Below are 18,123 nucleotides of genomic sequence, written 5' to 3' on the forward strand. Positions count from 1 at the left end.
GAAGCGGGCCGGCGTGGTCATCACGCGGCCTCCTGGGCAAGGGCGTCACGGACGGCGCGCGCGTCGTCCATGCCGCAGCGAAGCGCCCGCTGGATCTTGTAGGCGCTCGGGGTGTCGGGCAGTTCGCCGGCCGCGATGAGTACCTGTGCGCGCTCGATCAGCGGAGCCACCTCGGCGGCGGCGCGCCTTACCCGATCACCGGTGTTTGCGCTGTACGTAAGGCCGGTAACCCCGCCGTCCGCCGGTCCGCGGGTGGGGTCGAGTTGGGCGAAGGCGGCCAGGATGATCGGCAGGGCGGTGACGATGGCCACGGCCACGATCGGCCCCAGCACGTGCAGCACCAAGCGCGACAGTGAGAAGTCGTCGGTGCTCCACGGCAGGTACGGCCAGGCGTTCATGCCGAGGGTCAGCCCGAGGAACAGCCACTCGATCCGGATCAGCTTGCGATCGTTGAGCGGCTGTCCCTGCGTGCCGAGGTAGGCGCGGGCGCCCACGACGACCAGGAGCGCGATGGACATGAACGGCTCGACCAGCCAGGCGAAGACCCAACTGGGTGACCAGGGCGGGGCGCCCTCGGCGGCGAAGTGCTGGACGCCGGCGGTTGACCAGGCCAGCGCCAGCGTCAGCGCGACCATCGCGGCGCCGACCAGCAGGCGGCGCATCCGCGCGGCTTGCCACGCTCGCATGGCCGGGTCTTGTCCCAGCAGGTGCAGGCGGGCCGCCTCGTGAGCCTTCTTGCGGCGCTTGCGCAGCCGGGGCGTGTCCAGCAGCAGCGGCGTGTCGTCGGTCTGGAGCGTGGCCAGGGCGCGAGCCTCGGCGACCTCGGCGCGCAACCGCCGTACCCGCCGGGTCTCCCCCGTGTCGTCCAGCTCTGCCGGCGGCTCGGGTGCGGGCGGTGCCGGTTCGGCCAGGTGGCGTTCGATCTCGGCCAGCGCGCGGGAGACATCCTCCGGGCTCGGTTCGGGCGTCGGTGTGGCGAGACTCATGCGGCTTTCCTCCAATCGGTCTTGTCGGTGTGGGCGGGGGCGGGGTCGCCGTTCCACAGGCGGCGTAGCCGGTGCACGGCGGCGATGTCGGGCAGGTCCTTCGGCCGGCGGGCGCGTTGCTTCCAGGCCAGGACATCGCCCAGACGCATGAAGGGGATGCCGTCGATCAGGTCGGCGGATGCGATCAGGTAGTCGGTGGGCCAACCGGCCGTCCAGCGGTCCACGAACTCAATCGCCGCGGCCGGGTGGTTGACGACCAGGCCGTGACCGGACAGAGCCACGCTCGGCGGCACGCCGAGGCTCAGCACCTGTTGCCAGGCCGGGCCGCGGGCCAGGACATCGAGGTCCCCCATGCGGGCGCGCAGGCCACGCACGTACAGCGCGGCCGACCCGCACACCACGTACTCGCCGCGCGGCAGGTCCAGGCGGGCCAGCTCGGCGAACAGCCCGGCAGGGTCGCTCACCAGCACGGGCGGGGCGGCGGCCTCGGGCCGCGGGCACAGTGTCAGCCCGTTCACGGGGACTCCAGACGGGTGATGAGGTCGTCCAGGTCGGTGGCGACCTCTTCGAGCACGTACTGACGGTCGCTGTGTTCGTCGTTCAGCTCGGTCTCGATGCGGTCGCGCAGGGCGCGCAGCTCGGCGCGGATGTCGAGGGCGTTCATGCGGCGGCCATCTCTTCGGCGCAGTCGAGGCAGGTGCCGAGGTGGCGCGGCAGCACGTAGCCGGCGTCACGCAGGCATTCGGGGCAGGTGCGGCGGGCGGCGTTGGCCTTGCCGAGGGCGACGCGCTGACGCGCCGTGGCGGTGCGCTTGGGCAGCGCGAACCGCACGTCGTACAGGTAGGCGGCACGGACCCCGGGCGCGCCGTAGCGGCGCGAGCGCCACAACACCTGAGCCTGGACGCCCTGCCCGCCGGGCCGCAGCCCTTTGGCGGTGAGCTGTCGCAGGGTGAGCAGGTGCGGCGGGGCCATCTTCCAAGCTGGAGTTCGTCTGGGTTCCTCAGCCCTCAGCGCGTTGTGTTGCCGCATTCCGGCTGGCCAGGACGTTGATGCCTCTGCTTGGAAGGCACCCAGGATTTTGAGCCAAACTCCTGGAATCCACGAGCAACTCCTGTAACTTTCCGTATCGTGGCGGATTCTAAGAGTCATCGACTGTCCGTCGTGCCGACAGCAGCGTCGGCCAGTGACACCACCACAGAGCCGAAGATCGAACCAGGCCTGGCCGATGTCTTGACCTTGCAAAGACGCCAAGCAGCCGAGATCGCCGCCGACGATCAGGAGAACTTCTTCCTCGACACGCTGGCCGAGTACCAGTGGGCCCGAGACGCGGCAGGCCTCGCCCCCAGCACCCTGGACAAGCTGATCAAGCCCGTCTTGGAGATCTGCCAGCACTACGGCGTGGTGGCATGGCAGCTGACACCGCGACAGGTCGACATGTACTTCGCCGGGGCGGGCAAACGCGGCCGATCGACCGTCCGGCAGAAGGTGTGCCTGATCGATGGCTACTTCAGCTTCCTGGAACAGCGTTACGCCGGTGAGATCGCCCGCCGCTTCGGCGTCGCCGTGGAATCGCCGATCGACCCGTTCAACCGACCCCGCCACCGCGGCGATTTCGGCGTGCGGATTCCGCCCTCGCAGCGAGCGATACGCGAGTTCCTGAGCCTGTGGCGAGACTCGCTGGCCGATGCACGCAAGCCGGTCATCGCCTGCCGCGACTACGTGATGGCCAAGGTCGCCTACGTCTCCGGTGTCCGCGCCGCCGAGCTGTGCGGCGTGCGGATCGGTGATCTGCATTGGGAGGCCGGCCAGTATGGCCGGTTCCTGGTGCGCGGCAAGGGCGCGCGCGGATCCGGACCGCGAGAACGCGAGGCATACATGTTCGAGGACGGCCGTGTCCTGCTGTGGTGGTACATGGAGGAGGTCCGAGGCGCGTTCTGCGATGATCCCGACAATCCCAACGCGCCGCTGTTCCCGTCGGAGCGGATCCCGTCGACGATCTCTGCGCTCAATGTCCCTACGCCGTCCCCGGCGGTAACTCCCGGGACGTTCCGCAGCGCGCTGAAGAAGGCCGCCGAGCAGTTCCTGCCCGGCCCGGTCCAGACTCTCTACCCTCACCTGCTGCGACACGCTTGCGCGACGCACAACTACGAGCGAGGCATGTCGCTTTGGGAAGTGCAGAAGCTGCTGGGTCATGATCGGCCCACCACCACGGTGTCGTACCTGGCCACAGCACACGCCGACCCGGAGAAAGCGAGCCTGGCCGCCTCCGATCGCGCCGTCCAACGGCTCGTCATGGACAAGGGGAATCTGCGATGAAATGGAAGCTGCGATGGGCCGCGGCTCAGCGCGACATCTGGCGCCCCAGCGATCTGTTGCCCGTCTTTCAGCAGGTCGGCTTCACGCCATCGCTGAGCAAGGTGGCGGCGCTGTGGAGCGGCAAGCCGGTGACCGTGCGCCTCGACGACCTGGACAAGATCTGCACCGCCCTGGACTGCACGGTGGCCGACCTCCTGGAGGCTGAACCCGTTTCGGCCGAGGCCGAGCATGAGCGTCGCGCCGTGGGACAGGATGCCGAGGGCCGAGGATCCGTGCGGCCAACACCACGGCGAGGCGGTGCGAGACGTTCCCTGCCTCCGGTCTGAACCATGACCAAGCGGGCGCAAAGCTGCCGAGACTGCCAGTCCTGGGGCTTCAGCACCGTCTGCAGGTTGTGCCGACGGTGGCGGCAACAGCGGCCGCACCCCATCGGCACCTGCCTGCGCTGTCGACGCCTCAACCTGCCGTTGGCGGGAGGACGATGCCGTGGCTGTTGGGTCCACGTGGTCGAACACGGGCCCGATGCCTTGGCCGAGTCCTGGACGCAGCTGTGGCTGGGCGGCCAGTTCGCACCGAACCTTCAGCGCGCGAACGTCACCGGGATCACCGGGCCGCCTAGTCAACGCGCGGTGCAACGACTCAAGCGGCAGCCACCACCGCCACCGCCGATCTCCCCTCACCTGATCGATCCGGCGCAGGGCACGCTTTTCGAGGTGACTCATGATTGGAGTCGTCTGCCGGCTTCGGCGGTGCTGCCGTCCATGACCCCGGCTGGCCAAGCCCTGATGGACGACTTCGTGGCCTACGCCCACGCCAAGGCGTGGGAGGCGGGGACCCGCCGAGCCAGCACCCGGACGCTGCGCATCGTCGTGGCCTGGATAGGAGCCGACGCACCCATCCCCGAAGCAGACATCCAGGCGCTGACAGCTACCCGAGGACCCGGAACACCGACCTGCCGGGTCGCGCAGTTTCTGACCCACCGCGGCCTGCTCATCCCCAGCCAGCAGGTTGATCCTGATGCCCGGGCCATCGACATGCAGCTCCGCTCGTTGCCCGAGCCCATCGCCGCCGAACTGCGTCGCTGGGTGTCGGTCCTGCGAGGCGAAGGACGCCGCCGGCATCTGCCCTTGGCCTTCGCCACGATCCGCCGATACCTCAGCTACCTTCTTCCCGTCATGCAGGGCTGGGCGGGTGACGTCTCCAGCCTGCGCGAGGTCACATCCGACGACATTCGCACTGTTCTGAAACAGACGACCGGGAACTCCGCACGCAACCGGCACACCGCACTGCGGAGCCTGTTTCGTGCGCTGAAGCAGGAACGACTCATCTTCCGCGACCCCATCAGTCGCATCGCCCTGCCCAAGGTGGATCAGCTGCCGGTTCCGCTTCCCAGCGATCGACTCCGTGGCCTGATCGACCAGGCCAACGGGCCCCTGGCCAAGTTCGTCATCGCTCTGGTTGCCGTGCATGCCCTCGGTGTCGGCGAGATCACTCGGCTGCGACTTGCCGACCTCGACCTGTCGCGCGGCCGTCTTGTGGTTCGACGCGACACCGGCGTTCACACCCTTTACCTCGACGAGGTCACCCATGTCCTGGCCGACGCCTGGCTGCGGGAACGTCACCGTCGCTGGCCGCTGACCACAAACCCGCACCTGCTGATCAGCCAGGTCACCGCCGCCGACACTGACGACCCGCCCGTGTCCAGGCAGTTGATGGGCTATCTCTTCCGATCGACAGGTATCGCGGCATCGAAGCTCCGCCAAGACCGGCTCCTGGACGAGGCTCGCCACAGCGCCGACCCCGTCCACCTGATGCGTCTCTTCGGCGTCACCGCGGCAACCGCGATGAAGTACATCTACGCTGCCCACCCCGAGAAGCGATCGAGCCTGCCCCGGTAGTGGCTCCGCCCGGCAACCCCTGCCCGACCTAGCATTTGCGGTTCGCCGGTTGAGAGACTGATCTTCATGGCAGAACTTCCTGGACTGCGCTCCTCTTCGGAAATGCGGGACTACCTCGTCCGCCAGTTGAACTCGGCGCTGCGCCGTCCAGGGATGTATGGCGGAGAAACGAGCCTCCGGGTCGTCATCGATCACCTGCTCCATCTCGAGCACAGCGACGAAGCATGGGCTGCAGAAATGGAATCCCTGGAGTCGCGCGGAGCCTGGACCTCGATCGGTGTGTCCGGGGCTTTCCGGGAACTGATCCCCGGTCCATACGAGTACGGAATGGCCTCTGTCTACTCCGAGTTCGCCCGAGCTCGCAGCTGGCTGGAGGCCGACCGAACGCTGACGACTGATGAGTACGAGCAGATGCGAGCCCAGATTCCCACCTGGGTCACACACGACCACCCGCTCAGCGAGGTGATCAACACTTTCGGGCCACCTTCCCTCTTGCTGGGCGGCAGCAATCCCTACTACGGCAAGACCCTCGGCTATCTCACCGGACCAGCAAACACACCGGTGATCTTCTTCCACCTCTGGAATGGTGCCGACCCAGAGGCCGAGTCGACATGGCCGCCTCGCTACGACGAACCCGTCCTTCTGGCGATCCGCTGTGGCACGGGCGACTTCAAAACCAGCTTCACCTTCACCCCGGAAGGCCTGAGGCGCCGTCCCGCCAGCGCCTGACTCAGGACGCCACCGCGAACCACCCTGATCGTCCGGCCCCCAACCCGGACCGCCAAGTACCCTCAACACCACATCGGCGCGTGAGTTCCCGCATGTCCACGGCCAGGAATCGGCGAACCCACGCGCTTCTGGGTAGGTGGGGATGCCGTACCGGTCGCCGGCCGGGTCCCAGAAGGCGGCGCGAATGCGAGACATGGTGGTAGTCCTCCAATTCCTATCGATGCCGAGGCCGGCGGGGGCGAGCCGGGCCGGTCACGGGCCGCGGGCTACGCACGTCACCGGTCAGGGAGCGGGCGTCAACGGTCAAGGCGTGCTCACCGCCGGCGGCGGCCAGCTCGGCGGGCGCGGTGACGCGGATGTCGCCCGAGGTGGAGTTCGCGGTGACGTGGCCGGGCTCGGTGGCGTTCACCGCGATGTCACCCGAGACGGTGGTCAGCCGGGCCGCGCCGCCGAAGTCGCCGATGGTGATGTCACCGGAGGTGGACTTGGCGGTGACGGTCTCGGTTCTGCCGAGGCTGATGTCACCGGAGACGGTGCGAACCTCGGCGCGATCGGCGTACTCGGCGTACACGTCGCCCGAGGTCGAGACGGCGGTGAGGGCGCGGCAGGCGTCCGCATGCAGGTCTCCCGACACGGAGGTGAACTGCGTAAACTCCAACTCGCCATCGGTGGTGACCGTGCCGCTCTTGGTGCGCACCTTCAGGGCCGACCCGTACGGCAGACGGAGCACGGCGTGAACGCCGGGATTGACGCTCGCTCCCGAGATGATCCGGCCGCCGCTGAAGACCTGGCCGCCGGTGATGGTGACGCTGCCGCCGGACACGATGATCCCGGAATTGACGTTCCCGGAGACGACGACTCTGCCGCCTCGGGTGTCGTTGATAATGGTGGTGCCGCCGTCCGGCGTCGGCACCCGCACCGTGAGCACCCGAACCTCGGCGGTCAAGGTGGCGTCGGCGATGGCCCTGCCGGCGGGACTGTCGGCAGGGGCCGATGTGCTCAGCTCGATCTCGGCGCGCTCGATGGTGCACACCCGCACGTCGATCTGACCGTGCGGCATGTCCAGGTCGAGCACCACCGGGCCGGCGGTTGTGGCGGACAGGGTCCGCCGGGTGGTTGAGGTCGTCATGATGGCGTGCTCCGTTCAGGAAGCGATGATCAGGGCGGCGATGAACAGCCACAGGTGGTGCCAGGACTGATCCAGGGCGTAGGCGCCGGTGCCGAGGTGCGGGGCGTCGTCGCTGCCGGGGCGGGGTGCGCCCATCCGGTAGAAGTCGCCCTTGCCGATGACCTCGGCGAGACGGGCAAGGGGCACGCGGCGGTCGGCCCAGTAGTGCGAGACGGCATCGACGGCCAGCCCCAGCAGGAGCGCCGAGGGCGACAGCGTCAGGCCGGTCACCAACACGACCGCGCCCACGGCGGCGGCCTTGGTCAGCGTCAGCGTGGCGACGTGGCCGGCACAGGCCAGCCGTCCCGAGCGGCCGGGCGCAGCCTTGGCGCACGCCTGACGGTGCGTCTGAACCCAGTGGTCACCGAAGCTGTGGGCGACATACAGCGCCGCGAACACGGCGGCGAAAGCGGCAATCTGGCCGGTCATCACGCCACCGCCGATTCAGCGGGCGCCAGTGTGGCGGGCACGTACCGGGCGCCGTAGGTGCGGGCGATACCGCGGGCGCACTGGTCGATGGTGACCGAACCCCACAGGTCGGATTCGACAGCGCAGATCTTGCCGAGGCGGCCGTCGTAGCGCTCGACCACCGCCAGCTTGCAGGCGGCCTCGGGCCGGCCGACCTCGGCGGCGGTGACCGGGTCCAGCCGCTCAACCGTGATGGTGTGCCTGATCAGCCCTTCCCGTACGGGGTCGGTGCCGGCCTCGGCGGTGTCACGGCCGGCCCACACACCGCTCACGGGACTGACCTCGGCGGCGTAGCGGGCGCAGCGCATCAGCAACGGGCAGGTGAGGCACACCTGCCGGGCCACCTCCACGCGGGCGGCGCGCTCTTGCTCCGACTCGACACCTTCGGAGTCGGCGGTGTGCAGGTCGGGGTCGTACGCGCACTCAATGGCCGGTGGGTCGGTGAGTCGCCACGCCACGGCCAGATGGTCGGGCAGCATGCGCGACGGGTGGATCGGAACGTCGGAACGAACCATGATGGTGCTACTCCTTCGGGAGTCGAGAAGGGGGCGGCTCGTGTCTTGGCGGATAGGGCCGCCCCCGGCTGATGGGTGGGTCACTTGGCCACGGCGCGGATGAACTCGGCGAAGTGCTGCGCGCCGGCCGCGGCGGTCTGGAAGGCCCACTTGAACGCCACGGCGGCGCCCTGCGGGTCGGTGAAGATGTAGAAGACGATGCAGAGCAGGAACAGCGTCGGCAGGAACCGGCCGACGCTCTTGACGGGCTGCATGTGGGCAACTCCCCTCGTTGGATGGCCGGCGCAACGCCGGAGTGCCCCAGCAGGGAGTCGAACCCTGCCTACGACCATCGGGGCAACCAAGCAAAGAGATAGGTGTGCAAGGCCGAACGCCCTGCACAGGCCGCCTTTTCGCGGGAGGCGGTGGCCCTTCGTCGTCGCTATTGAGGTCTCAAACGATCAAGTGCTTCAGCCCGTCGGCGCGCGGCTTGTGGCCGCCTTCCCAGGTCTTCCGGCTGTGCGGGTCGCGCATGAACTGACTTAAGTCAGTTCGTCTGTCTCATGACAGTAGACCGTGAACGAGTAGGCGTCAACCCACTGCCTCAAGGCAGTTGAGTACGCTGGTGGTGTGGCGCTAGATCAGGACAGGGCCGATGAGCCCAGGACGCATGCGAGTCAGAAGCTCGCTGCGATCATTCGCGGCGAGATCGAGGGCGGGCAGTTCGCGGTAGGTGCCAAGCTGCCCTCCTACAGGAAGCTGGCAGACCGGTACGACGTTGCGCAGAACACTGCACAAGCCGCCGTGCGACTCCTCCAGGCGGAAGGTTGGGTGACGGTCAAGCCGGCGAGCGGCGCCTATGTCCGCGACCGGACGACCGCCCCTCTTGCCGGCGCTCCCGAACAGCTTCGCTCCGAGCTGGCAGAAGTACGGCAGGAACTCAAAGAGATGAAGAGACGGCTGACTCATGCCGAGGATCGCGTCTCTGGTCTCATTGAGCGACTTGCGGAGAATTGAGAAAGCTCCGGTTCCCACTCCTCTCACCTCTTTCTGCGTTGCGGTGGACCCGCCGGAACACTCCGGCTTGACTGGACACAACAAGCTTGTCCCCGAGACGAGACGCGCCACAGCGCGCACTTGGGGGCGCACATGTGCACTTCGTTAGGAGCGCCGTGCCGGCCGTCCGGACCACCAATGACAAACTGGCTCGATTGATCAAGGAAGCCGGGCATTCACACAAGTCGTTCGCTCGCGCCGTTCGGGACACTTCGGACGACGCGGGCACACCGATTGGTTGTGATCACACATCTGTGAGCCGATGGCTCAACGGTGTGAAGCCTCGGGCGGACGCAGCTCAACTGATCGTGACGGCCCTAAGCCGCACGTTGGGCCGTACCGTGACGCTGGCCGAGGCCGGGCTTAGCGCATCCGGGCGCCTGTCGCTCGATCTGGGACTCTCTGTCCCTGACGCCGTAGAAGATGGCATTGAGACTGTCAGCCAACTATGGCAGGCGGATCTCAGCGAAGCTTCCATCGTTCTCAGTGAGCACGTTAACCCTGGTGCTTGGAACGACGCTTCTCTGACATGGCTGCTTTCACCCTCGGCGACACCTACGGCGGCGGCGAACGGGCAGCGGATCGGCCAATCCGATGTGCAGCGGTTTCGAACTACTGTCGAGCTATTCGCCCAGATGGATAATCGCTTCGGTGGTGGCCATGCCCGGCAATCGCTGATCCACTATCTTGCGAGCGATGGTGCTCGTCTCTTGCAAAGCCGATACACCGCGATGAATGGGCGCATCCTCTTCTCTGCCGTCGCCGAGGCAACTTTGTTGGCAGCGTGGATGTCATACGACAGCGGCTTGCACAGCCTGGCACAGCGCTACTTCATCCAAGCACTGTCATTTGCGAGGGCGGGTGATGACCGTCTGTTGGCAGCTAGCATTCTTGACGCCATGAGCCATCAAGCCACGTTCGTCGGCCGTTTTCGCGAGGCGGCTAAATTGGCTCAGGCGGCGCGACAAGGCACCCGAGGTGTTGCCACCCCGACACTGACCGCTCACTTTTTGGCCATGGAAGCCCGCGCGCTCGCTCGTCTCGGCGATGGTCGCGGGTGCGACGTGGCCCTGTCTCAGGCGGTCACTGAATTTGAGCGACGCACCCCAGAGAATGACCCTGAGTGGATCAGGTACTTTGACGATGCGGAACTAGCAGCCGAATTCGGGCACTGCTTCAGAGACCTAGGCCGTGCGGTGAACGCCAGCCAATACGCGGCTCAGTGCGTGGGCACTATCGACGGCGGAACATATCTGCGCAGCGACTTCTTCGCCACCATGGTGCTTGCGGATGCTCATCTGGCCGCCGGAGAGGCAGAGCAGGCATGTCAAATCGCCCTTGATGCTCTACGCATGGGTGAATTGCTCAGGTCGGCCAGGTGTCTGAGCTACGTACAAGAGTTCGCCGCTCGGCTTGCCCCCGCAGCACAGTCAAGTTCGCTACGGGGATTCCATGAGCAAGCCGATAAGTTCGCACTGTGGCAGCGCGTTGCGAATCAGTAAGGTTCCCAGTTTCTTCGGACGGCGCTACCACTCTTGAGATCGTCGATACGTTTCCGAACTTCAATGGCGGCGCGTTCTTCGTGTGCCGCTTTCTGACTGAGCCAGGTCACCATAAGGAACTCACGGATATCTGCCAGCGTGGAATACCCTGGCCAAGTCATTACGTCGAAGCCGTAGATTCGCGCGAACTCCTCATACTCCTCACGGGTGTGCCAGCCGTGCCGTTCGTAATAGAGCGCTGTGAGAACGAGGTCCCATTCGCGTGGGCCGGTCGACATGCCATCGAGATCGATGAGCGTAGGACGGCCAGAACGGTCATGGATCACATTTCCCACGCTTGCATCTCCATGGATAACGCCCTCTGGCAGGACGAAGCTAAGGCCGGCATATGCGGTGCGCAGATCGGCCAGCCTGCCACGCAAGAAAGATCCGTCCTCCGGAGAGAGCCAACCGTTTGACTCAATCCTGCGATCCACTTTGGCGAAGGGGTTTAGCGGTTCGATACCGAGATCCTCGCGCGGCAGATCGAGTTTATGAAGGTTCAGCAGAAGTTCGGCCACCTCGGCAGGGACACCATAGTCCTCAACATCGGTGAGGCTTTCCCAGAATGTGACCGCATGGTCGCCAACCACACACGGCTGTTCGATGGGTAGAGCGCGCACGGCAGGATAGCGGCTTTCAGTCAGCCACCGGGATACTGCGACCTCTTTCCGTACATCCTTCAGGTAGGCGAGCGTGCGAGAGACCCGTACGACCACGGGTTCGCTGAGCCGGTAGACCGCGTTCTCTCCCAGCCTGATCAGTTCGGCGCCCTCGGCGCTCAAACCGACGTGAGCGCACGCGCGCTCCATCGTGCGGCGGCTGATCTCCGGGGTGAACGCTTCGGTTGCGGTCCGCCAGGTCTCTGCCATGGGTTCGACGCTACCTTGCGACATGGGATCTCCCTAGCCAAGTGGGATCTGTTCTCTTGCGTGGCCCTGAGAGCGACGCAGACGGCCGAGCGAGCAACGTCCGATGCTAGGACATCTTGACAAAGTTGGTCTTGTTAGAGGGCGTCTCAGGGCTTCTCGGCGCTCGTGGCGGATCGGCGGTCCGTCTCACTTTCCGTCTCAGTTCACCAGCGTTCGGGGGCGTTCACCGGTGAGCGTCGGTGCCCTGCATCCCTGCTCAGACCGTCCTTCGGACCCCTCTGAACAGAGATCAGCAGGCTTGGAAAGCGTGTAAAGGGCAACCTTTCAGGGGTTCAAATCCCCTATCCTCCGCCAGTTCGGAAGGGGCACGCCGTGGTCATGGCGTGCCCCTTCCGGCTTTCCCGGTGGCCTCACAGGATCCGAGCAGGCAGCGTGCCATGCGCGCGGCACGTCATGGAACGTGTCGGCTCGTTGGGGGCAGCCTGATCAAGCCGGCCTGCGTCCTGATCGGTGGCCGGCACGCGGCCGAGGACGTGCTGCAGACCGCTCCGCCCGCGAGGCGTACGTGCGACGGGTGATGTACGACGAGCAGGTCGGCCGATGGCGCAGCCCCCGCCGGGGCCGTGAGCGCACAGTCCTCTGTCGGCCGGATCCCGGGGCCGCGTGGACGCGCTCGGTGATCCGCTGCGGACCGCCGACACCCCGCCCGTCACCGTGACCGCCTATGACGAGTCGCTGGGCGGGCCCGAGGCGCAAGAGCTGACTCCCCCCGGCCTAGCTCTGCGGCGCCAGGGTGCGCAGGACGCAGAACTCGTTGCCCTCGGGGTCCGCCATGACCACCCAGTTCCGGCCCGCCCCCTGGCCCACGTCCGTCCTGGTGGCGCCGAGGCCGAGCAGTCTGCTCACCTCGTCCTCGGTGCCGCGGTCGATCGGGCTGACGTCGAGGTGCAGCCGGTTCTTGACGGTCTTGCCCTCGGGCACCCGGACGAACAGCACGGTGGGCGGCATCTGGCGGGCCACGACCTCCTCGACGGTCGGCACCCAGGAGCCGATCTCGACCTTGCCCTCGCTCCGGTCGATCACTTCGAAGCCCAGGACCTCGCACCAGAAGGCCGCGAGCCTCTCCGGGTCGTGGCAGTCGACGGCCAACTCGGTGAACCTACTTGTCATGACTCTCCCAGATTGAGCGCATCAGCAGCGCAAACAGTGCGAGCTGTGCTGCGATGCTCCCACCGTCGCCGCCTACCGGGCCAACCCTTTTGAATCACGCGGAACGTCCCTTAAGGCGTTGCGCGCAACGGACGACCTCAGTCCCCGTACAGCAGCCGGTTGAGGGTCTGCGGGTCGCCCACGAGGGCCACCCGCTCTTCGGCGAGCGCGGCGTCGAGCGAGGCCGGATCGGCCAGCAGGCCGCCGAGCGTCTTGGGGTCCGTACGAAGCGAGATGTCGGCCGTGGCGGGCTCGCCGCTCTCCGTCTGAACCTCTCCGGCGGCGACGCGGACCGTCCAGACCGAGCCGTCAAGCTCAAGGCGACAGACGATCGGGGGCGCCGCCGGGTCGTGGCGAACGTTGCCCCGCAGGAAGATCAGCACCGAGGTGGCGCTGAGCGAGGTGGGCTCCGGCGGGTGGGGGGCGTCGATCCCCCAGTCGCTCAGGGCCAGCACGATCGGTTCCAGCTTCCGGCCCCACTCTGTCAGTTCGTAGCCCTGCGGGCCTGTCGTCGACGCCGGTCTGCGGCGGCGGACGACCCCGTGCCGTTCGAGCTCGCGGAGCCGATCGGCAAGCAGGTTCGAGCTGGCGTTGGGCAGGGCGTGCCGCAGCTCGGAGAAGCGTTGCGGCACCAGGAGCAGCTCCCTGACGACCAGCAGCGCCCACCGCTCCCCGACGACGTCGAGGGCCCGGGCGATCCCGCAAGAGTCCCGATAGCTACGGCTGGTCGGCATGGCCGCCCTCTCCTCTGTCCGCCCTGATCCTGAACCACCACCCAGACTAGTTGCTTTTCACAACCCGTTACTCCGGAGAGGTTGTTTTTAACAACTGCCCATGGTTATTGTTCAGGACCAAAGCGGCGGAACAGCGCCGATCCACCAGACAGGAGCCCGCCATGAGCAGCACCACGCTTTCCGGACAGACCCCGAGCTCAGCTCAGAACCCCCAGCACGCGACGATCGTCGACCCCGACGCGCACCAGGTCCTGTTCGAGAACGAGCACGTCCGGGTGATCCAGGCGCGCGCCTCTGCCGGTTGGGCGAGTGCGATGCACTCACACCCGCCGATGGTGGTGGTCAACCTCGGCACCGGCCGGCAGAAGGTGACCTTCGCGGATGGGACGACGCAGATCGTGGACCTGAACCCCGGTGCGGTCGTCTGGCAGGGGGACGCCTTCGATCACGCCTGGGAGTTGCTGGCGGGCGACGTGAACGTGGTTCTGGTCGAGGTCAAGTCGGCAGAGCCGGCGAAGTGATCAGGGGGCGGTGTGCCGCTCCCGTGCGTCGAGGAGTTCGTCCCAGTGCTCCGCCGCCCACGCGCATGCGGCCGCCAGCGGCTCCAGCATGCTGCGGCCGAGCGGCGTCAGCGCGTACTCCACCGCCGGCCTCGGAGCGGCGTGCACCGTACGGGTGACGAACCCGTCCCGCTCCAGCCCGCGGAGCGACTGGGTGAGCACCTTCGGGGTGACGCGGTGCAGGGGCACCCGGAGCTCGGAGAATCGGCGCGGACCGCCTTCCAGGCACCGAAGGACCAGCGCAGCCCACTTGTCACCGAAGCGGAACGGCAACAGCGCGGACGGACACAGCTCGTCGAACAGATCGGCGGGCAGCGGCTGCCGATGCGTCATGGTGTCTCCTGCCTGTCGGCCGGGGGCCGGTATCCAGTCGGTAACCACCCTGGCGGATACCTTCCGGGAGCATCGACTCAACGGGAGGTATTCCGACCATGGGCAGGTACGTGATTTTCGGGGCCGGCGGCCGGGCCGGCAGGCAGGCGGTCGCCGAAGCGCGCCGGCGTGGACACCAGGTCACCGCGGTGGTCCGCGACCCGTCCCGCTACGAGGGTCCGGCGGACGACGGTGTACGGGTCGCCGCCGGGGACGTCACCGACGTGGCGGACGTGGCCACCCTCGCGGCCGGGCACGACGCCGCGATCAACGCGGCGGCGGCGCTCGCCCCGGAGACCTTCTTCACCAGCGCCGCGCACGCCCTCGTCAAGGGCCTGCGGCAGGCCGGGGTCGACAGGCTCGTCACGGTAGGACTCGCATCGCTGCTGCCCGGCCCCGGCGGGACCCGCCTGCTGGACGAGCCCGGCTTCCCCGCCGAGTTCCGCCCGTTCTGCCTGGCCCACGCCGCCGGGCTTGAGGCGCTCCACGCCGAAGGCGGCACGCTGGACTGGCTGTACGTCAGTCCCGTCGGCGACTTCGACCACGACGGGGGACGTACCGGCCATTACGAGATCCGCGAACACGGGGACATGGCGGCGCGCATCTCTTATGCGGACTTCGCCCTCGTCCTGCTGGACGAGGCCGAGACTCCGCGGCACCGCCGCAGCCACCTGGCCGTGACCTGACGGCCCCGGCCGCTTCAGGCCGGTAGCACCTCGACGTCGCCGGAGTCGGTGGTCACCTGGATCGAGCGGGTGGCCGAGGGGTCGTGCGCGGCGCCGATCTCCTTGCCGCCGGAGTCGGTGGCAGCGGTGATCTTGTACGGGCCTTGCGGCACCCGGATCACGCTGCGGCCGGAATCCGACACCGTCTCCACCTTGTCCGGCGCGGAGGCGAAGGCCAGGGAGATGCCGCCCGAGTCGGTCTTGGCGACGACCTGCTTGCCGGTGAGCCCGGTGGCCTCGATGTCACCGGAGTCGCTGCTCGCCGTCACCTCTCCCGACAGGCCGCGCAGCGTCACCTCGCCGGAGTCGCTGTCGGCCTTGACCCGCAGCCCGCGCGGGATCTCGACCTTGTACGCGACCTCGCAGTGCATGTCGCCCACCAAGCCGCCCGGGCAGGTGAACTTGAGCGCCAGCGTGCCGCCCTGGACGTCGTGCGTGGTGGCGGGCCTTTCGTGGTTCCAGGTGAGCCGCTCGGTGACGTGCACGCCCTGCCGGTCGGACTCGACCACCTCCACCTCGCCCGAGTCCGCCACGACCTGAAGCGCGGTCACCGCCGCGGTGACGTCATAGGACGCCGTGTCCTCCTGCCGGGGGCCGCCCACGACCCCGCAGCCGACCGTCATCGCGGCCAGCCCCAGCAGCGCCGCGACCGCTCCCGCTCTCCTCAGGTTCATGACGTCGATTCTTCCCGTCCGGCGCGGGCGGAGCCTCAGGAGAGTCCCTGAGACTTCCCTGAGTACGGCTAGGCGGTCGTCAGGGCCCTGGACCGGTCGGTGGCCATGCGGATGGCGATGATCCCCAGCACCGTGCCCGTCACGTACCGCTGGACCCGCACCCACACCGGGCGGCGGGCCAGGAAGGTGGCGAGGCTGCCGGCCGAGATCACGATCAGCCCGTTGACCAGGGTGCCGACGGCGATCTGGGCCGAGCCCAGAGCCAGGCTCTGCAGCAGGACGTGGCCCATGGCCGGGTCGATGAACTGCGGAAGCAGCGACAGGTAGAGAATCGCGATCTTCGGGTTCAGCAGGCAGGTGAACAACCCCATCGCGAACAGCCTCCGCGGCCTTTCCACCGGCAGCTCGCGGGTCTCGAACGCCGACGTGCCGCCGGGCTTGATCGCGTTCCAGGCCAGCCAGAGCAGGTAGGCGGCGCCCGCGAGCTTCAACGCGGTGTACGCGGCGGGCACGTACGCGAAAACAGCCGTCAGGCCGAGACAGGTCGCCAGCAGGTAGGTGGAGAACCCGACGAACACGCCCAGCAATGAGATCAGGCCGGCGCGCCGGCCCTGGGAGATCGACCGGGAGACCAGATAAATCATGTTAGGTCCCGGCGTCAGCACCATACCTAGAGAAATCAGCGCAATTCCTACGATTCCGGTCAACATAGGCGCATGTTATCCGGGAGGGCCTTCAGGGAAGCTGAGCAGTCCCACGGAAGGGACCGGTCATGGATTTCAGGGACGACGTCAACCTCGACGCCTCGCAGGTGCAGGACACCGGCGGCCGGGGCGGCGGCGGATTCCCCGGCGGCTCCGGCGGCATGGTCATCGGCGGTGGAGGCGTCGTCACGCTGATCGCCTTCATCGTGCTCGCCCTGCTGAACAACGCGGGCGGCGAACCCGAGCCCGCCCAGCGGCAGCCGCCCGCCAACCTCGCCCAGCAGTGCCGCACCGGCAAGGACGCCGACCAGAGCGAGAAATGCCAGGTCGTGGGCGTGGTCAACAGCATCCAGGACTACTGGAAGACCGAATTGCCGGAGTACACGCTGGCCAAGACCGTCCTGTACTCGGGCGGCGTCCGCACCGCCTGCGGGGCGGCCGACTCCTCCGTCGGGCCGTTCTACTGCCCCGGCGACCAGCGCGTCTATCTGGACCTGACCTTCTTCGACCAGCTACGCAGCCAGTTCGGCGCCCAGGGCGGCCCGTTCGCCCAGGCGTACGTGATCGCCCACGAGTACGGCCACCACGTGCAGAACCTGCTCGGCGGACTGGAGGGCGGCAGTTCGGTGGCCACCGAGCTGCAGGCCGACTGCTACGCCGGCGCGTGGACCAAGAACGCCTACGAGGGCGGCTTCTACGAGAAACAGTTCACCGACGCCGACATCGCCCAGGCGCTCGACGCGGCGGCCGCCGTCGGCGACGACCGGATCCAGCGGCGTAGCGGCGGCCGGGTCGACCCCGAGTCGTTCACCCACGGCAGTTCGAAACAGCGCGTGGCGGCTTTTCAGCGCGGCTACGACACCGGCGACCCCGACCGTTGCGCACCCGCCGGCCTCGTATGACGGCCGCCGAGAGCGCATGTATTCGAAATCTCTCCTAAAATGAGGGGGGTGATCTTCAAGCTGGTCGGCGACGGACGGCCTTATCCCGAACATGGTTTGTCCAACCGCGAGTGGGCGCAGATACCCCCGCGGCAGGTCCGGCTCGACTCCCTGATCACCACCAAGGCGATGCTGGACCTGCACTCGCTGCTGGCCGCCGACTCCACCTTCTACGGCGACCTCTTTCCGCACGTGGTGCAGTGGCAGGGCGAGCTCTATCTGGAGGACGGCCTGCACAGGGCGTTGCGCGCGGCCCTGCACCAACGATCGATCCTGCACGCCAGGGTGCTCGAACTGCCGAGCTGAAAAGGGCCGCGAATCCGCGGCCCTTTTGCTTTTCGCGCCCCGACCCGCCCGCCTCCGCACGGGGAGAGTGGCTGCTGACATGCGAAGAGCCTCCCCGGGGGGAGGCTCTTCGCCGCGAGCGGTGGTGGTGGTGTCCTGGTTCAGGACATAGGAAACTCATGTCGCAAGACATAGGAAACTTCAACAGAGTGTGTCTCGGGACATAGGCAACCGCCTTGGTCAACAGCGTGGGTGGTGTGTCCAAGGCCAGAGTTGTCATCACCGCCGTTGTCGTCGAGGGCCGCTCCCAGGCAGAGGTCGCCCGCACCTACGGGGTGTCCAAGGGCTGGGTCTCCAAGCTCGTCGCGCGCTACCGGGCCGAGGGCGAGGC

Annotated in this window: 25 protein-coding genes and 1 tRNA gene; 12 read left to right on the forward strand and 14 right to left on the reverse strand. The window is 67.4% G+C overall.

The window, feature by feature from the left end; translation table 11 throughout:
* Nucleotides 1–20: 20 nt before the first annotated feature.
* From ADY59_RS16375 to ADY59_RS16385, 4 genes are read right to left on the reverse strand one after another with little or no spacing between them, the layout of a single operon-like run.
* Nucleotides 21–986 (reverse strand): hypothetical protein, encoded by a 966-nt coding sequence (locus ADY59_RS16375; RefSeq protein ID WP_053174819.1) that lies wholly within the window; start codon nucleotides 984–986, stop codon nucleotides 21–23.
* Complete coding sequence (locus ADY59_RS16380; protein ID WP_049563005.1) at nucleotides 983–1,504, reverse strand: hypothetical protein; 522 nt, start codon at nucleotides 1,502–1,504, stop codon at nucleotides 983–985. Before ADY59_RS16380 ends, ADY59_RS16375 begins: the two co-directional genes overlap by 4 nt.
* Nucleotides 1,501–1,650, reverse strand: coding sequence for a hypothetical protein (locus tag ADY59_RS50025; protein WP_156325539.1), 150 nt, complete (start codon nucleotides 1,648–1,650; stop codon nucleotides 1,501–1,503). The genes ADY59_RS16380 and ADY59_RS50025 overlap by 4 nt, the downstream gene beginning before the upstream one ends.
* Nucleotides 1,647–1,958 carry an RRQRL motif-containing zinc-binding protein gene (locus ADY59_RS16385; protein ID WP_197093684.1) on the reverse strand — a complete coding sequence of 104 codons (312 nt, stop codon included), beginning with the start codon at nucleotides 1,956–1,958 and terminating at the stop codon, nucleotides 1,647–1,649. The genes ADY59_RS50025 and ADY59_RS16385 overlap by 4 nt, the downstream gene beginning before the upstream one ends.
* Before the next feature lie 189 nt (nucleotides 1,959–2,147).
* Here ADY59_RS16385 and ADY59_RS16390 point away from each other — a divergent pair, with 189 nt between their 5' ends.
* The 4 genes from ADY59_RS16390 to ADY59_RS16400 all read left to right on the forward strand — a co-directional run bounded on the left by ADY59_RS16390 (nucleotide 2,148) and on the right by ADY59_RS16400 (nucleotide 5,929).
* On the forward strand, nucleotides 2,148–3,302 hold the full coding sequence (locus ADY59_RS16390; RefSeq protein ID WP_082310146.1) for a tyrosine-type recombinase/integrase: 1,155 nt from the start codon (nucleotides 2,148–2,150) through the stop codon (nucleotides 3,300–3,302).
* Nucleotides 3,299–3,628 carry a helix-turn-helix domain-containing protein gene (locus ADY59_RS48745; RefSeq protein ID WP_082310147.1) on the forward strand — a complete coding sequence of 110 codons (330 nt, stop codon included), beginning with the start codon at nucleotides 3,299–3,301 and terminating at the stop codon, nucleotides 3,626–3,628. Before ADY59_RS16390 ends, ADY59_RS48745 begins: the two co-directional genes overlap by 4 nt.
* Nucleotides 3,629–3,805: 177 nt before the next feature.
* A complete protein-coding gene (locus tag ADY59_RS16395; protein ID WP_156325540.1) occupies nucleotides 3,806–5,200 on the forward strand; it encodes a site-specific integrase in 1,395 nt (464 codons plus the stop codon).
* 66 nt (nucleotides 5,201–5,266) lie between these two features.
* Complete coding sequence (locus ADY59_RS16400; RefSeq protein ID WP_049563008.1) at nucleotides 5,267–5,929, forward strand: hypothetical protein; 663 nt, start codon at nucleotides 5,267–5,269, stop codon at nucleotides 5,927–5,929.
* A 214-nt stretch (nucleotides 5,930–6,143) separates the two neighbouring features.
* Here ADY59_RS16400 and ADY59_RS16405 read toward each other — a convergent pair whose 3' ends face one another.
* The 4 genes from ADY59_RS16405 to ADY59_RS50030 all read right to left on the reverse strand — a co-directional run bounded on the left by ADY59_RS16405 (nucleotide 6,144) and on the right by ADY59_RS50030 (nucleotide 8,334).
* Complete coding sequence (locus tag ADY59_RS16405; RefSeq protein ID WP_049563014.1) at nucleotides 6,144–7,058, reverse strand: DUF4097 family beta strand repeat-containing protein; 915 nt, start codon at nucleotides 7,056–7,058, stop codon at nucleotides 6,144–6,146.
* Nucleotides 7,059–7,073: 15 nt separating this feature from the next.
* The gene (locus ADY59_RS16410; protein ID WP_049563015.1) at nucleotides 7,074–7,526 is read right to left on the reverse strand and encodes a DUF3307 domain-containing protein; all 453 of its coding nucleotides are present in this window, start codon (nucleotides 7,524–7,526) and stop codon (nucleotides 7,074–7,076) included.
* Complete coding sequence (locus ADY59_RS16415; RefSeq protein WP_049563017.1) at nucleotides 7,526–8,080, reverse strand: WhiB family transcriptional regulator; 555 nt, start codon at nucleotides 8,078–8,080, stop codon at nucleotides 7,526–7,528. Before ADY59_RS16415 ends, ADY59_RS16410 begins: the two co-directional genes overlap by 1 nt.
* Before the next feature lie 80 nt (nucleotides 8,081–8,160).
* Entirely contained in the window at nucleotides 8,161–8,334 is a 174-nt protein-coding gene (locus ADY59_RS50030; RefSeq protein ID WP_156325541.1) for a hypothetical protein, read from the reverse strand.
* Between the two features lie 355 nt (nucleotides 8,335–8,689).
* Between ADY59_RS50030 and ADY59_RS16420 the strand changes: the two genes are divergently transcribed.
* The gene (locus tag ADY59_RS16420; protein ID WP_049563018.1) at nucleotides 8,690–9,076 is read left to right on the forward strand and encodes a GntR family transcriptional regulator; all 387 of its coding nucleotides are present in this window, start codon (nucleotides 8,690–8,692) and stop codon (nucleotides 9,074–9,076) included.
* A gap of 155 nt (nucleotides 9,077–9,231) precedes the next feature.
* On the forward strand, nucleotides 9,232–10,617 hold the full coding sequence (locus ADY59_RS48750) for a hypothetical protein (protein ID WP_197093685.1): 1,386 nt from the start codon (nucleotides 9,232–9,234) through the stop codon (nucleotides 10,615–10,617).
* On the opposite strand, the gene ADY59_RS16425 is transcribed toward ADY59_RS48750, so the two are convergent.
* Nucleotides 10,611–11,528 (reverse strand): aminoglycoside phosphotransferase family protein, encoded by a 918-nt coding sequence (locus tag ADY59_RS16425; protein ID WP_049563058.1) that lies wholly within the window; start codon nucleotides 11,526–11,528, stop codon nucleotides 10,611–10,613. The two genes, ADY59_RS48750 and ADY59_RS16425, sit on opposite strands and share 7 nt — an antisense overlap.
* A gap of 215 nt (nucleotides 11,529–11,743) precedes the next feature.
* Between ADY59_RS16425 and ADY59_RS50035 the strand changes: the two genes are divergently transcribed.
* Nucleotides 11,744–11,882: transfer RNA gene (locus ADY59_RS50035), tRNA-Ser, on the forward strand.
* 420 nt (nucleotides 11,883–12,302) lie between these two features.
* Here ADY59_RS50035 and ADY59_RS16430 read toward each other — a convergent pair.
* A complete protein-coding gene (locus ADY59_RS16430; protein WP_049563020.1) occupies nucleotides 12,303–12,698 on the reverse strand; it encodes a VOC family protein in 396 nt (131 codons plus the stop codon).
* A 137-nt stretch (nucleotides 12,699–12,835) separates the two neighbouring features.
* Nucleotides 12,836–13,471 (reverse strand): winged helix-turn-helix transcriptional regulator, encoded by a 636-nt coding sequence (locus ADY59_RS16435; RefSeq protein ID WP_049563022.1) that lies wholly within the window; start codon nucleotides 13,469–13,471, stop codon nucleotides 12,836–12,838.
* Nucleotides 13,472–13,632: 161 nt separating this feature from the next.
* On the opposite strand from ADY59_RS16435, the gene ADY59_RS16440 reads away from it, so the two are divergent.
* Entirely contained in the window at nucleotides 13,633–13,992 is a 360-nt protein-coding gene (locus ADY59_RS16440; RefSeq protein ID WP_049563024.1) for a hypothetical protein, read from the forward strand.
* On the opposite strand, the gene ADY59_RS16445 is transcribed toward ADY59_RS16440, so the two are convergent.
* The gene (locus ADY59_RS16445; RefSeq protein ID WP_049563026.1) at nucleotides 13,993–14,364 is read right to left on the reverse strand and encodes a winged helix-turn-helix transcriptional regulator; all 372 of its coding nucleotides are present in this window, start codon (nucleotides 14,362–14,364) and stop codon (nucleotides 13,993–13,995) included.
* Nucleotides 14,365–14,462: 98 nt separating this feature from the next.
* On the opposite strand from ADY59_RS16445, the gene ADY59_RS16450 reads away from it, so the two are divergent.
* Nucleotides 14,463–15,089 carry an NAD(P)-dependent oxidoreductase gene (locus tag ADY59_RS16450; protein ID WP_049563028.1) on the forward strand — a complete coding sequence of 209 codons (627 nt, stop codon included), beginning with the start codon at nucleotides 14,463–14,465 and terminating at the stop codon, nucleotides 15,087–15,089.
* Between the two features lie 14 nt (nucleotides 15,090–15,103).
* Here ADY59_RS16450 and ADY59_RS16455 read toward each other — a convergent pair whose 3' ends face one another.
* On the reverse strand, nucleotides 15,104–15,802 hold the full coding sequence (locus tag ADY59_RS16455) for a DUF4097 family beta strand repeat-containing protein (protein ID WP_049563030.1): 699 nt from the start codon (nucleotides 15,800–15,802) through the stop codon (nucleotides 15,104–15,106).
* Nucleotides 15,803–15,870: 68 nt separating this feature from the next.
* Nucleotides 15,871–16,512 (reverse strand): LysE family translocator, encoded by a 642-nt coding sequence (locus tag ADY59_RS16460; RefSeq protein WP_049563031.1) that lies wholly within the window; start codon nucleotides 16,510–16,512, stop codon nucleotides 15,871–15,873.
* Between the two features lie 62 nt (nucleotides 16,513–16,574).
* Here ADY59_RS16460 and ypfJ point away from each other — a divergent pair, with 62 nt between their 5' ends.
* From ypfJ to ADY59_RS54045, 3 genes are all read left to right on the forward strand, one after another.
* Entirely contained in the window at nucleotides 16,575–17,408 is an 834-nt protein-coding gene (gene ypfJ, locus ADY59_RS16465) for a KPN_02809 family neutral zinc metallopeptidase (protein ID WP_049563033.1), read from the forward strand.
* A gap of 48 nt (nucleotides 17,409–17,456) precedes the next feature.
* On the forward strand, nucleotides 17,457–17,753 hold the full coding sequence (locus tag ADY59_RS16470) for a type II toxin-antitoxin system VapB family antitoxin (RefSeq protein WP_049563035.1): 297 nt from the start codon (nucleotides 17,457–17,459) through the stop codon (nucleotides 17,751–17,753).
* Nucleotides 17,754–17,989: 236 nt separating this feature from the next.
* On the forward strand, nucleotides 17,990–18,123 hold a 134-nt coding region (locus ADY59_RS54045), incomplete at its 3' end, for a TrfB-related DNA-binding protein (protein WP_156325542.1).

Origin of the sequence: Nonomuraea sp. SBT364 (assembly GCF_001083785.1) — a bacterium.
Classification (GTDB): Bacteria; Actinomycetota; Actinomycetes; order Streptosporangiales; family Streptosporangiaceae; genus Nonomuraea.

Coding starts and splice junctions, on each gene's coding strand:
- ADY59_RS48745 (WP_082310147.1), top strand. CDS start 3,299: ATGAAATGGAAGCTGCGATGGGCCGCGGCTCAGCGCGACATCTGGCGC.
- ADY59_RS50025 (WP_156325539.1), bottom strand. CDS start 1,650: ATGAACGCCCTCGACATCCGCGCCGAGCTGCGCGCCCTGCGCGACCGC.
- ADY59_RS16405 (WP_049563014.1), bottom strand. CDS start 7,058: ATGACGACCTCAACCACCCGGCGGACCCTGTCCGCCACAACCGCCGGC.
- ADY59_RS16455 (WP_049563030.1), bottom strand. CDS start 15,802: ATGAACCTGAGGAGAGCGGGAGCGGTCGCGGCGCTGCTGGGGCTGGCC.
- ADY59_RS16375 (WP_053174819.1), bottom strand. CDS start 986: ATGAGTCTCGCCACACCGACGCCCGAACCGAGCCCGGAGGATGTCTCC.
- ADY59_RS16450 (WP_049563028.1), top strand. CDS start 14,463: ATGGGCAGGTACGTGATTTTCGGGGCCGGCGGCCGGGCCGGCAGGCAG.
- ADY59_RS16430 (WP_049563020.1), bottom strand. CDS start 12,698: ATGACAAGTAGGTTCACCGAGTTGGCCGTCGACTGCCACGACCCGGAG.
- ADY59_RS16400 (WP_049563008.1), top strand. CDS start 5,267: ATGGCAGAACTTCCTGGACTGCGCTCCTCTTCGGAAATGCGGGACTAC.
- ADY59_RS16445 (WP_049563026.1), bottom strand. CDS start 14,364: ATGACGCATCGGCAGCCGCTGCCCGCCGATCTGTTCGACGAGCTGTGT.
- ADY59_RS16425 (WP_049563058.1), bottom strand. CDS start 11,528: ATGGCAGAGACCTGGCGGACCGCAACCGAAGCGTTCACCCCGGAGATC.
- ADY59_RS16385 (WP_197093684.1), bottom strand. CDS start 1,958: ATGGCCCCGCCGCACCTGCTCACCCTGCGACAGCTCACCGCCAAAGGG.
- ADY59_RS16410 (WP_049563015.1), bottom strand. CDS start 7,526: ATGACCGGCCAGATTGCCGCTTTCGCCGCCGTGTTCGCGGCGCTGTAT.
- ADY59_RS50030 (WP_156325541.1), bottom strand. CDS start 8,334: ATGCAGCCCGTCAAGAGCGTCGGCCGGTTCCTGCCGACGCTGTTCCTG.
- ADY59_RS16460 (WP_049563031.1), bottom strand. CDS start 16,512: ATGTTGACCGGAATCGTAGGAATTGCGCTGATTTCTCTAGGTATGGTG.
- ADY59_RS16415 (WP_049563017.1), bottom strand. CDS start 8,080: ATGGTTCGTTCCGACGTTCCGATCCACCCGTCGCGCATGCTGCCCGAC.
- ADY59_RS16435 (WP_049563022.1), bottom strand. CDS start 13,471: ATGCCGACCAGCCGTAGCTATCGGGACTCTTGCGGGATCGCCCGGGCC.
- ADY59_RS16440 (WP_049563024.1), top strand. CDS start 13,633: ATGAGCAGCACCACGCTTTCCGGACAGACCCCGAGCTCAGCTCAGAAC.
- ypfJ (WP_049563033.1), top strand. CDS start 16,575: ATGGATTTCAGGGACGACGTCAACCTCGACGCCTCGCAGGTGCAGGAC.